The following is a 12,907-nucleotide window of genomic DNA, read 5'->3' on the forward strand; positions in this document are numbered from 1 at the left end:
GGGAGCACTACACTGTCGCGCCAGGCATCGATTCAGTAACAAAATACTTGGCATCCTGCGAGCGGCTTTCCAACAGGGCCACAGTGGCTTTCAGGGGGATCGAGCTCACCGAGGCATCAGTGTGGATCTCCCAAGCAGCCTTACAGCCGGGGGATGGTGATGACTCTCTTTTCGCTACCGATCGTTCTACCTCGATCGACGCACTACTCCAGGCTCGCAATACTCCCTGAGTCCACCGCCGAGGAAATTCGAGCCGCCGCCGCCCGTCTGGACGCACGTTTGCGGGCCGAAGCCAGATCGGAGGCAGACCTGGCCGAGGCGCACCGCATCAGCCTGGAGAGCCAGGCGGGACGAACCGAGCACGACACCGCGCTCCCGCCGCTTCTACTGATGCGACTCGAGCCCACCTGGAATTCGATCTTCGAGGATCGAGGCGCCGAGTTGGCCGTCTTGCGAAGGGAGATAGAGAACTTCCTGCTTCGTGCGGGCGAAGTAGTTCGCCGCCCAACCGATGTCGACCGCACGGACTTTACGAACGACTACACGTATTGCGGACTCATCGACGACAACTGTGCTGAGGTGGACACCGATGACTGAGCCGCTGCATCGAGTCATCGGAATCGACCTCGGTACGACGTACTCCGCGGTCGCCGCTTACAGGCCCGACGATTATTCCCCTGAGATCCTGACCGATCCTGACCTCGAGGGTCCGGCTTCCATTGCGACACCATCGGTCGTGAGACTCGAGTCGGCCACTGGGAGCCTAATTGTCGGGCATCCGGCCAAGAACGCGATCGCAGACGAGAGCTTGCTCGGCGATACGATCATCGAGGTCAAGCGTGAGATGGGCTGTGTTTTCGACAAAGCATCGCTGGAAGCGAATGGAGCAGCGGGAATCTTCGAGACCGACGACCCGGTCCACGTTCGACTCGGAGCGCGGTGGTTCCGGCCGCAGGAGATCAGCGGGCTCATTCTCATGCACATCAAGAAGGTCGCCGAAAGAAGGATCGGATGCGAGATCCACGACGCGGTGGTCACCGTTCCCGCGTATTTCACTGAAAAGCAAAAGAAGGCAACAGAAGAAGCAGCGCTGCTCGCCGGTCTACATCCTCGTCAACTTATCCCCGAACCCACCGCGGCCGCGATTGCCTACGGCGTGGACCGGGCGGAATCCGAACGAAGGATCTACCTTGTCTTCGACTTGGGAGGTGGAACGTTCGACGTCTCGATCATTGAGACCCGCGAGAATCAGATAGAAGTAATCGCTACGGCCGGCGACCAGCGTTTGGGTGGCGGAGATTTTGACAATGCGATAGTCGAATGGATTGGCCGACAAGTCGACCTGCGCCGACTAGTGGAGCCCAAGAGACTCCGAGTGAAAGCGCTTGCGGAACAGGCGAAAAGGGATCTGTCGCTCAGAAGTTCGACGACGATCGACCTGGGTGCCGATGGCGGCAAAATCGTGCTGACTCGCGCCGATTTCGAATCAGCCATCCGGCCCTTTCTCGACCGAACACTGCGCCAGGTAGACGAGTCCCTCGTCCTTGCCGAGCAAGCAAAAGGATTGGGCCGGAACGAGATCGACGCGATCCTTCTGGTTGGTGGCTCGACTCGCATACCGTGCGTTCGACAGATGCTCCTCGACCACTTCGAGCAGGAAGAGGCCTTCGTCCGTGGTGATGCCAACCCCGATACGCTGGTCGCACGCGGGGCAGCGATTCTAGCTTACCGATTCGAGCCCAGCGCCGAGTTCGACATGGAAGCCAGGCCCACTGCCGAGCGAGAAGAGCAGAACTACGACGAACCGCTGTCGATCACACTCATTACGGAACACACTCTTGGAGTCGCGAACAACGACGGCGGCGTTGTACCACTCATCCCGCGTGGAACGAAAATTCCAGCGAGCCAGACCAAGACCCTGACCAACCCCTCACTGGCAGAGCACCTCGAAATTGCGATCTACCAAGGCGAGAGCGATCAGCAGGCCGACAATACCTTCGTAGGCACGATTCACCTGGATGCCGTTGAACCTCGCCCCGAGGGCTTCCATCATTTTGATATCCGAATCTCATTGGACATCAACGGCTTACTCGATCTGAGAGTGAAGCACCGCAACACCGGCAAGGATTACCAGGCATTCTTCGAGCAAAGCACGCGAATTGGCGAGCCAGACAAGCTGAATGAAAGCCGACGGGCGCTCCTGGGCGTCTTCACGAAGGACGAACGCACGAATGTAGTCAGCGACCATACTGGCCCTGCCCACTCCTTCGATCTGCCACGACCGGTGGAGATGATTCCAGCTCCCGAAGCACTTTCAGGGCCCACGGAACCCAGGACCTCACCATTGCCCGAGGCGGTGGCATCGAGTGAAGCTTCCGATATTCCTCCTGAGTATCGCCGTCTCGTCAAGAACGTCCGCCGATATCTTGCCAATGATCCGGTGCCGGATCTCGATCGTGCGCTACAACAACTGATTTCAGCTATCGAGTCACAGGCTGCCACGCGCGAACTGGAGGAGTACGCAGACCGACTCGAGGACGTCTATGACAACCTTCGCAGATGAACCCGTCGAGCAGATCGAAGAGCAGCTAGGATGCGTTCGCGTCGGCGCCGGAATGTGGGGAACCGTGTACCGCGGGTTGAACGGACCTCGCTGGCATCGACTGATCCCGAGCCACGAGCTCGACTTCCATCAGCGTGCGGCCGTCAACGAATGGCGTACACGGCCACGGCGAGCGACGCTCGCACCGCTCGTCGCGAGCGATCAGAAGCAGCTCGGCGACCTATGGTTTCAGGTGGTCAGCTACGAGGCTCTGGCAGATCGAAGTCTCGCCGATATGATCGCCCGACCCGACCCTCGCGATGGGATCGATGCGGTAAGTGCGGCGCTGCGGGAGCTGCCTCGATGGTGGCAGGCTACAGGCGCAGGTGTGATGCCCATGCCTGCCGACATCGTATTTGTCGACAGCCAACCGCTGCTTCTCAGCCTGCCCCCATTCGGCCCGCCCTCGATCGATCAACTCTCCGCAGAGCCGCTACGCATCGCAAGCTTGGCGCCCGAACTCGTCTGTGGCACAACGGATCCTCAACAATCGACCGATCTGTTCGCCTTCGTGGCCATGGCTCTTCAATGCTTCGGTCGGTCCGTCGGTGGGACATTCGACTCGATGATGCACCGGGCTGCCTGCGCCCCAGTACATTCCGATAACCGACTGCCGTTCTGGATGCAGCGCACCAAGGCCATCACCGATACCTACGATTGGCTGATCCAACTGGCAGGGCCAGACGTCGTGCCGCGGAACGAAACAGATCCGTTGGATGTGGCCGCCCAGCTCGACATCGCAAGCGAGGCGATGGATCCGTACTATGCGGTATCCACTCTACGAAAGCTGGGCCAGCACAGCGAAGCGGTGTTGTTGGCACATGCAATTCCAATCGACAGCCGTGGTGCACCTCGGCGCACATCGGTCTACGACGCACTCCTGCTCGCGGCGAAGGTCGCGACCGACGAGCTCCACGACCCTCACGAGGCACTTTCTCTGTTGGACCGCGCCATTCGATTCGCACCGGATGGACCGAGCGCGTATGAGATGCAGATATTGCTGATCAGCGAACTCATGCAGCAGGGAATCGATGATCATTCCGACGATGCCATCCGACGCGCCTTCGCACACCTTCCGGAAGGGACCCGCCGCAGCACCGCACATCCAGTCACGGTTTACCTAATCGAGCGAGCCAAACGCCTGATCACCCAGGGCGACAATGAGCTTGCCCGAACGATTCTCATCGAGGCCAATAATCTCGCATACATTTGGCTGTACGACCGTGGCAGCCTGCAATGGTCGAACATCGAACTCCTACTCGATTACGGGGAGACCTTTCAGCTACTAGGTCGCGCAGCAGAAGCCAAGCAAGTTCTCTTGGGGGTCGAACCGAGCCTGCAACGATTGGACGTGAGCCGCCAGATGTCATCTTCTCAGCTCCAAAAATATGCGCGACGACTTGGTGATCTGATGCGCCGACTGGACGACCCGGGCTGGTGACCGATCCGTGGTACAGGGGCTACTGATCACGTTGCTGATCGGAATCGGGGCGGGGATCGCATGCGGCGCATACCTCATGATCACCCCCCGTCGTTGGCGCGGTCCGCTTGACGAGGCGTTGCGCCTAGTCGAGAGCGACTACGCACCGGACCTCGAGAAGGCAGACCTGCTGCTGAGCCAGTCACTGAGCCGTGGGCCTCGGCGCCGAGCACTGTACGAGGCGAGGCTGGCACAGACCTTCGTTCGAGCCATGCTGGGGCGGACTGACAATGCGCGCTATGGTGCCGCGGCCGCCGCAGTCGAGGAATTGACCGCAGCCTTCGGAAACGACCGCACCACCGCCCGCCTGGCTCTCTGGATTCATGCCCGCTTGGAGAACCACGACCGAGTATGCGATATCTACGATCAGCATCAATCTCTGCTGTCCAACGATGCGACTGGCCGACGTATCGTCGCGTGCTCGTGCCTACATCTCGCGGCAACGCACTGGCGGCGACACGAGATCGAAGGCGCCATACACTATTTCGACAAATTGAGGGAACTCGGCGAGCTTGAGGACAGAATCCCGCCGGGCGTGGACAATCTGCAGCTTGTCAAAGCTATCCAGGCACTCGTCGACAAGCGCGAAGACGACGCACGCGTTGCGTTTACTGAGGCACGAGAAGGCGCAATCGAACGGTCACAGCCGACGATTGAGGCCGATATAGGAATCTTGGCCTGCGACTGGACCCATGGCAACGCTGCCGATCTGGGAGAGCGCCTGTCGGTCGTTGCTGACGGGTTAGTCGATTTCGAGCCCGGCAGTGCATACGGCCGACTTCGCGGACCCGTCGCTCTACTCGAACTTTTGGCTCTCCTGTGGCGTTGGGCGGCACGTCGCGCCGGTTCGGGTCCTCCCAACGAGTCCGATTGGCGGGAGTTGTCATATCTGGCCGACGCAGCACGGCAGGCCGACTCCGAACTAGGGGATCCCTACCTGGTCGAGGGCGTTATCCGATTCTATTTCGCCGCAGACTCGGCCGAACGCGAGCAAGCGATCAGTGTTCTGGAACGCGGGACGAATGTCGCCAAGCCCATCACGCTCCCGGAGGTTCTGGATCTGATCGCGCACGAGCGAGCGAAAGGCGGTCACGAGGACGCGGTCACCCGCCATCGCATTCTGATCCGAGAATTCCTCACCGACCCGATGCAAACCGAGGCCCTTCGAGCCGAATACCGGCTCATGTCAACACGATTCGAACCGTATCGAAGCGGTGCCGCGGTCGATTGCGAGCTGCCGCCGGCCCAAACCTCGGTGGACGAGGATTCGTCACAACGCGCGACGGCTCTGCGCAGACGTATCGAGTTGATCATCCAACCGTTCAGGCGGGACGCAGATCCTGAGAGCGAGCCCATCCGCGAACTGAACAACTTGCTCAAGGTTCTCGACGAGGCGACCGAGTCACACTCGATCGCGATAAACGAATTGCGAAGCGCTGAACGTCGGATCATGACTCACATATCGAATCTCTTACTGCCGGAGGGCAACATTGCTGAAGTCGATCCGTAGATACAAACCACGCCTCGACGGACAAAAGCTCGTCGAGCGCCTTCCAGAGATCGAGTACCGTCCAGCGCACGATGACGAACAACTGTTCGATCACACCGAACTTGCCCGCGTACTGCTGCTCACGATCGGAGTTGATCAGGAGAGCGAGTATCGGCTCTGCCTGAACGTCATTCAGCGGGCGGTGGGCTCGATCATCACCGACTTGACCTGAAACGAATCGGGTCGAAGGAGTTCACCATGATCGGACCCATTGGCGACATCGAGCACAGCCGCGAACAGGCCTGGGATGTCTTCATCAGCTATGCCCGTGAGGATTACGAAGCAGCAAAGGATCTGCATGCCGCGTTGCGCAGTTGTGTCACTCGGCAGGGCAAGCAGCCCGAGGTGTTCCTGGACAGAGAGCCCGGAGCTACCCGCCTGGGATCGGACTGGAGCATGTCGCTCGAGAACTCGATCATCAACAGCCGCTACTTTGTGGCGCTCTTCTCACCGAGTTACTTTCTGAAGGACATCTGCCAACGAGAACTTCATGTCGCCCTCGATCAGAGCCGCCCGAACAGCCCGGTGCTGCCCCTCGTCATTACGCGGATCGAAGACAGTGACGTCCCGTACCTGGCCAGGAATCGCCATCGTATATCGACAACCAAGCCCAATTGGTTCGAGGAGTTACGCAATGCCCTCGACCTCCGGCCAAAATTGGATCAGCAGCCACGAAAATTACTGTGGGACGGAAGCATTGAAGACATTCCCGCAAACCACACCTTGCCCGAGATACGCGTGATCATCAGCGGCGCCGACGGGCAGCCGGCGCCGCCCGGACCAGACGAGGAGGTCTCGATCATTGCCGTACCTTCCACTACTGGTCTACTCGGGCGGACGACCGTTGTCGCACAAAGCGGCACTGCGGTCTTCACCGATCTGTTCTTTCAACACGCTTCCCCCAGCGTTCGACTCGTTGCCGAGGCAGCTGGGTGTGAATCGGCAACGACTCAACCCTTCGATGTCCGACCGGCAACACTGGGTGCCCTTCCCACAAGAGGCCGCACGATTGTCGATGCGGCGGGGACACCTGTATTTTTCCCCGACGGCCGAGTGCTCACGGTACTCCAGAATGATCGGCTGACTGTCCACTCGACTAACGGTGAGATAGCTTCCGGCGCAGGGAAGCTTCGCACTCGCCCCAAGGTATGGGCCAGCAGCACCAGAAATCTCGCGGTTTCAGATTGGTCCGGACGGGTCGTAATCACCTCCAGGGATGGCGGCGTCCATTCGACGGACCTAGCCGTATCGCCGACCGATCAACGATTTCATATCCCCGGTGCGCTGACCTTCCTCGGCGAGGGCCTGCTCGCCGGGATGTGGAACGGAGAAATTTGGTCGATCCCTGCCGACGGCACTCAGGCTGAAGTCGTACGGCAACACCCGGTGGGAGTGCAATTACTCGCGCACCACAACGGTTGCCTCTATATCGCGGGCACGGACGGAACGCTCACAGTTCATTCGGACGAGCACAATACCGCCGAACAGGTGTATCAACTGGAGTCCGTCCTCCTCGGAATCGCATGCAGGCCAGGGTATGTGCTTGTCATCGGGCAGAACCAGGTCTATCGACTGGAGCGCGATACCCAGCGCGTCCGTGGCGATCACCTGCCTATTGACAACGTGGTCGGTGTCGTGCCCAGTCACAGCCTGATCACCGTCGTCGACTCCGAAGGCCGAGGAGTGTGTTTCGATTCCGAGTTGAGCGTTCGAGTGGGTTTTCGTACTGCCCCCCGAGCCCGCCCGGTGACGCAGGGTAACGGTGGGCGGCTACTGATCTTCGAGTATCCCAGTGGCGAACACGCCTTGATAGCCAACGGCCGAGTTGAATTCATCTCCAGCGGACCGATGAGCATCTCATCGGATGGGCGGTTGGTGGCGCTCTCGGATGATTCACACATCGTTGTCCTGCCCACCGGCGAACTTATCGCTGCGGGCGGCACCCGGCGATGACGCGGCCACCGCTCAACCAATTGGCGTACCTTCAGCGGCTACACATGCGCTGGTCGGACCGCCAGGCGCGAGGACTGCCCCTCACCGCGGAGCAAACGGAAGCCTTGATCGAGGTCCGATTCCGCCTTGCGGTTCACCCCGCGACAACACCTGACACGTCGCTCCTACACCTGGCACACGCGCACCAGTTGGATCCAGCGAACCCCAAGCATCCCTATCACATCGGGTTGATCTACCTTCGACACGGGCATTTGGAGTCATCGCTGCAATGGTTCGGCACTGCAGCAGCTTTGGCGCCGACCAGTCACCGAATTGCGGCACACATCAGTTTCGTACTGCGCCACCTCCATGAGCGTCTACGGGGAACCGGCGCCGACTCCGGCGGTCACCGGCAGCGCGCCGAACAGATTGCGAGCATGGTTCGTGAAGGTCGCGATGTCGCCCATCAGGGCACCGCACCGTTCGGGAACGCCGGGCAGTGCCGCTGGCCAGGAGTTCACGACCTGGAGGTCGAGGCGCGGCTGCGCGGCAAGACGACCACCCGCACCAGAGACGAACTGGCAGCCGAACTCAGGAACTTCGTCACCACCTCGGGTGTGCAGCAGGGCGGAATCGCAGCGTTCACCGTCCTCGCGATCCAGTGGATGGTATGCGGCTATCCCAGCGCTCTCATACGAGAACTCGCTGACGAACTGCCCGACGATAGCGGGCCAGGCCCACGACTTCTACGCACAGTCTGCGACCTGTATGAATCGGATACAAACGAATTGCCCAGCCGCCTGGCCAAATGCCTTGACAACAACAGTCTTCCAGACCTGCTCATCGCAATCATCCATCAGCACCGTCTATTCGAATATCCGTTACGACTGCCCGACCTCGGCGCCTACGCCGGTGCGCGCCAATTCACCGGCGGCGACCCCACATCCCAAATAGAGGCGATGAGGGCGATGCTGCTGAAGCTGACCTCAAAGCTACCGACATCTGCCCGGGAGGAACCCCTTCTCGATCCCGGACAAGCCTCGGCATGTCGTGGCCCAGCGGAACAGCTCGAACAGCTCGAGCAGGCAGCCGAACGAATTACACTGGCGATTCGGAACGCGAGAAGTCTCGCAAAGGAGCTGGTCGGTACAACCATCGAAAATGGAGAAGCCTACGGTCAGATCGCCGGCGACGGCGAGGCGCTCGGCTCCTTGGTAACGCTTATAGAGAACGAACGAGTCGACTGCCTGAACGAACTCCGGCAACTCAAGGCCTCCGAACCCATTACCCAATCGATGTCCTTCGAAGAATTTCGGGATCGAATTGACAACTGTGAAGCAAAATTGCAGGAATCCCCCGGAAGCATTCGGAATATCCTCAAACGAGCGGGAAGCAGGTTGCGAGCAAAGCGGCATCAATTCCCAGAAGCACCGCCGGCTCCTACCGGCCGGGTCCAGGCCATCAAAAATGCGCTGATCAGGCCGAAAACACCCGAATCCGCCGCAGAGCAGTCAGTGAAACCGAGCGGTGGGCGAGACGGAATCCAGTGGGAAAACCATGTCGGACAATCGTTAACGGCCGCTGTCCAAGCTGTCGAAAATGCCCTCGACCGCAACTTTGCCGAGGCGCAAAAGACTATCGATGCCTACCCGCTACACCTCCGAAAGAACCCGGCAATTGTTCTGTTGAGAATGTACCTCGACGGTCATCGCGCCGAGGCCGATCATAGGATCGGACGTTCGACAGAGGCACGCAGGCGGTGGGCGGAAATGCTGTCAGATGAACCATTGAATTCAGCGATACTCCGAAATCTAGCGGTGTCGCACAGTTCCGCCGCCGACATCGGACCAGCGACAGATGCATGGATGCGCTATGTCGAATCGCTCTATCTGAACGCGCTGATTTCAGGCAATGTTCGAAAGGATGCGAGGCAGCGGGCTGATACCCACCAGGTGCTTGCGGCATCGTTTGGAACAGCTGGTCTCGTGATCTGCGCACCCAGCCGCGGCGGGGCGGACGCGGACCGCAATGTACCAAACATATTGGCCAGTGCGGCACGGGTGGGCGTGGCTATTGCACATCTACGGCTCGAGTGGTTGAACCACATGCTCATGTTTCGCAGCCCAACGTTGGTCCTCGGAGTCCGGCGCTCGGCGACACACGAGGAGGTAATAAGCGCCCGCGACAGAAGGAATCTGCTGGTTACGGTCGGATGCCGAGATCTTCCGCCGCGCGTGCGTGCCGCGTTCACTTCGGAGGCCCATGCCACGATCGAGGATGCCGCCCGCAGATCATCACCGGCACGAGTCCGGCGACCTGTCGACGAATCAGAGGTCGAGACACACTTGGAGTGGTGCAGAGAGAAGATTCAATGGAAGATCCGAGTCCGAAACGCGATAACAGCGCCGGGAACGGATTGGCCACTTACCGAGTACTCTGGCGAAGTTATCGGAAACCTCGCCCTGATCGACGCGTTGACCCTGGATCCACACGATGAATACATGTGTCGCGCTGTCCGAGACCTAGGATTCGAGCGCGATGCAGCCGACTTCCTCAACGATATCAACTCTCTATCCGACGAGGCTGGACGCTTCGCCTACTGGAGTATCGTCGAAGCCGCCGAACGTGACACCAAAGACTTTCGCGATAGGTTCTGGCTGGCCACTCGGTCGTGGGGATGTAATCAAGTGCCGGATAAATGGATAGAGAAACTCGACAATCCAATCCATCTCTACTACTCGGCGATCTATTCAGCGCAGGTCGCCGCACGGACATCTCCTCGCTCACTGGAAGCGGACGATTCTCGAACCGTGACCGCCGCAATCCCGATACTTGAGCGCTGGATTGCCAGACTGCCTGGAGCTTCGGGCCCTGTACGCATTTTGTCTGAACTCCTGTCCGCGTTAAACCGCGAGGCGGAGGCCGAAAGCCTCCTAGACTATGCCCGACAGGTCTGCTTCTCGGAGCACGGGAGGCGCGAAGTGCAACTTTCGTTCATTCGCCTGATCATCGACAGCGGACAATTTCAGGAGGCGATTGCACAGACGCTTCGATTACGCAACGACGCCACCGATGATCTCAAGGTGCGAGACTTGCTGGTACTCGCATACGAGCGCTGGATAGAATCAGGCCAGACAGTGCTGCCCGGAACTCATCAGATCCGGCAAGATCTTGGTCTCTGGACCGATTCGGACTCACGCCGAATCGCACGTCGGCTCGTCTCCGATGCTGTTGAAGCCAAACACAAGTCGATGACTGGCGGCATCTACCCTGAAGTACTCGCGGTAGAGCTCCGCTTGCTGTGCAAGGAGGATACCGGAAACAACAGCGCACGATACCTACTGGTCTATTGCCTGCGGGGTCTTGTCAAACTCCTTCGCAATCAAGTCGCGGTAGCGCTCCCGGCTGAAGTGCCGCGGCTCGTGGCACGGCTCGCCGAAGCGCGGGCCGAGTGCCTCTATGAAGCACGGATTCTACTTTCAGACCCAACGTTGTCCTCCACCGATCGAACCTCGGTGGAGGGGTACATGAAAGAAGTCGACACGGAGCGCGGCTCGAATCCAGTCAATTGAAAACCAGACACAGGAATCCGACAAGATAGATCACTGCGAACAACGCCGGAATCCATTGCTCGACATGTGCCAGCGGCCAGTACCGGTCCGGGTCTTTCCCTGATCCAAGTGCCCGCCATTCTGCCCGCCAGTATGGCGAGGCAGGAAGCCGCTCCTCCATTGCGCCTATGACGGCATACTTGGCCGCGTTCAACTGTCGATAAGATCGAAGGATCCAATACCATGCCAGACACTGAACCAGCATGACAGCCAGCAGGAACGATGCGAATCCCGCTGCCGCCGAATGGGTTTGCCAGACTGTCGCGGCGACTGACGCGACTGCGGTGTTGATAGTCAGGAAGAACGTGTTGGCGATACCCCGTCGCGCACTGATTCGGTCAGCCATCTCGACATAGGTTCGATACTGCTCAAGCAGTACAGCACGCCACGCCTCGGAATCAGCCTGCATCCCAGGAAGATTCGTCCAGAGGTCAGCCCGGACCTCGTCCACGGAGGGCTGCAGACCCGTGCCGAAGTAGTGGTGTAGCCACATCCTCCTCATCATAGGAAGTATGCCCAATCCGCCACGCTCGCCGCCGAACTTCCGGCGAATAGCCATGTACTCCAGTGTCTTTCGTGGACTAGGTTGAGGCCGCCGACCCGCGGCACGTCGATGCGATCGCACCACGGCATCGGTAGTCGTCGAGGAGACAGCGGACCGAGCGGAGCCATCCCACCCCCGTTATTTCGGCGGGATGGCTCTGGTGGGCATTGGAAGGCGGTCCAGGATTCGGACCGTCACCGAGTCGGGGATGACTCCGCCGGAGGCGAATTCGCGTTCCGAATTGGGGCGGGTGCGCCAGGCGGCGGCGTTCTCGGGCGAGTCGAATTCGACGATCACGAGGATGCGGTTGGGGTCGGCGGGGTCGGTGAGGACCATGGTGAGTTCGCCGCCTGCTCGGCGGCGCCGGTCGTTGGCGCTGGAAAAGGCTGTGCGCCAACGGTCGACGTCCTCGACGCGCTGGTCCACGACGAGATAGGTCATGATGCCGCTCTTTCCGTGAAGGTCGGGTCGAGATCGCGCCGCAGGGCCCGGGTTTCGCGGGCGTGGGCGGGCGCGCCGAGGAAGCGGTAGAGGAAGCGGACCGGGCCGGGGATGTCTCGAAAGAAGTTCTCGCGCTCGGCGGGATCGGCTTCCTCGAGAATGTGGCCGAGGAAGACCAGGGCCCGGCGCTTGGGGAGCGAGGCCATGCCGCGTTCGCCCAGTTCGGCCCATTGCGACTCGGTGAGGGTCTCGGCCACCAGCGGCAGCACGATCTGCTCTTCCTCGTGAAGGTGCTCGGCGAGGACCGCATGCAGCCGCGTTGATGCGACGGTGACCTGCTCCCCCGCGGTCCCGTCGGACTCCCAGCCGGTGAGGGCGGCGTCGACGGCGTCCATGGCCGAGCCGATGGCGCCGTGCTGGGACTCCATGGAGTCGATCAAGGCCGGGTCGACGCTCGCCGAACGCAGCCGGGGCCAGACCAATTCGTCCTCGGAGTGGTGATGGTGGTGCAGGGCGGTGAGCATCTCGCGGCCGTGGCGGACCACGCGGCGAATCTGCTCGGCATCGGACGGTGTTGTGACCGCGGCGATTTCGCCCAGCAGCCGGAATTCGCGCGTGAAGACCCGATGGACCACGACCATGGCGTGGGTATCGCAACTCATGAAAGCCCCCGGTTCGTTAAATGCACTGCTGTGCATTCAGTGCATGTGGATATAGTGAATCGCGGTACAGGCACTGTCAAGGCATG

At 60.2% G+C, this 12,907-nt stretch carries 10 protein-coding genes; 7 read left to right on the plus strand and 3 right to left on the minus strand.

Features of this window, described 5'->3' with window-relative positions:
• Positions 1 to 153 precede the first annotated feature (153 nt).
• From ON43_RS45040 to ON43_RS45045, 7 genes are all read left to right on the plus strand, one after another.
• A complete protein-coding gene (locus ON43_RS45040) occupies positions 154 to 597 on the plus strand; it encodes a hypothetical protein (RefSeq protein WP_157514192.1) in 444 nt (147 codons plus the stop codon).
• Entirely contained in the window at positions 590 to 2,563 is a 1,974-nt protein-coding gene (locus tag ON43_RS42800; protein ID WP_051179219.1) for an Hsp70 family protein, read from the plus strand. Before ON43_RS45040 ends, ON43_RS42800 begins: the two co-directional genes overlap by 8 nt.
• Positions 2,544 to 4,043: a tetratricopeptide repeat protein gene (locus tag ON43_RS25850; RefSeq protein WP_157514193.1), complete on the plus strand. Its 1,500-nt coding sequence runs from the start codon at positions 2,544 to 2,546 to the stop codon at positions 4,041 to 4,043. The genes ON43_RS42800 and ON43_RS25850 overlap by 20 nt, the downstream gene beginning before the upstream one ends.
• 76 nt (positions 4,044 to 4,119) lie before the next feature.
• A complete protein-coding gene (locus tag ON43_RS25855) occupies positions 4,120 to 5,592 on the plus strand; it encodes a hypothetical protein (protein WP_157514194.1) in 1,473 nt (490 codons plus the stop codon).
• Complete coding sequence (locus tag ON43_RS25860; protein ID WP_040811537.1) at positions 5,573 to 5,803, plus strand: hypothetical protein; 231 nt, start codon at positions 5,573 to 5,575, stop codon at positions 5,801 to 5,803. The genes ON43_RS25855 and ON43_RS25860 overlap by 20 nt, the downstream gene beginning before the upstream one ends.
• 26 nt (positions 5,804 to 5,829) lie before the next feature.
• Positions 5,830 to 7,584 (plus strand): toll/interleukin-1 receptor domain-containing protein, encoded by a 1,755-nt coding sequence (locus tag ON43_RS43920; protein ID WP_083913719.1) that lies wholly within the window; start codon positions 5,830 to 5,832, stop codon positions 7,582 to 7,584.
• Between the two features lie 416 nt (positions 7,585 to 8,000).
• Positions 8,001 to 11,135, plus strand: a complete 3,135-nt coding sequence (locus tag ON43_RS45045; protein ID WP_157514195.1) for a hypothetical protein — start codon at positions 8,001 to 8,003, stop codon at positions 11,133 to 11,135.
• On the opposite strand, the gene ON43_RS25875 is transcribed toward ON43_RS45045, so the two are convergent.
• The 3 genes from ON43_RS25875 to ON43_RS25885 all read right to left on the minus strand — a co-directional run bounded on the left by ON43_RS25875 (position 11,128) and on the right by ON43_RS25885 (position 12,821).
• Positions 11,128 to 11,733 (minus strand): RipA family octameric membrane protein, encoded by a 606-nt coding sequence (locus ON43_RS25875; RefSeq protein WP_245568746.1) that lies wholly within the window; start codon positions 11,731 to 11,733, stop codon positions 11,128 to 11,130. The two genes, ON43_RS45045 and ON43_RS25875, sit on opposite strands and share 8 nt — an antisense overlap.
• Before the next feature lie 123 nt (positions 11,734 to 11,856).
• Entirely contained in the window at positions 11,857 to 12,159 is a 303-nt protein-coding gene (locus ON43_RS25880) for a hypothetical protein (protein ID WP_040811542.1), read from the minus strand.
• On the minus strand, positions 12,156 to 12,821 hold the full coding sequence (locus ON43_RS25885) for a hemerythrin domain-containing protein (RefSeq protein ID WP_063712624.1): 666 nt from the start codon (positions 12,819 to 12,821) through the stop codon (positions 12,156 to 12,158). Before ON43_RS25885 ends, ON43_RS25880 begins: the two co-directional genes overlap by 4 nt.
• Positions 12,822 to 12,907: the final 86 nt, after the last annotated feature.

The sequence above is a fragment of the Nocardia concava NBRC 100430 genome, assembly GCF_000308815.1.
Classification (GTDB): Bacteria; Actinomycetota; Actinomycetes; order Mycobacteriales; family Mycobacteriaceae; genus Nocardia; species Nocardia concava.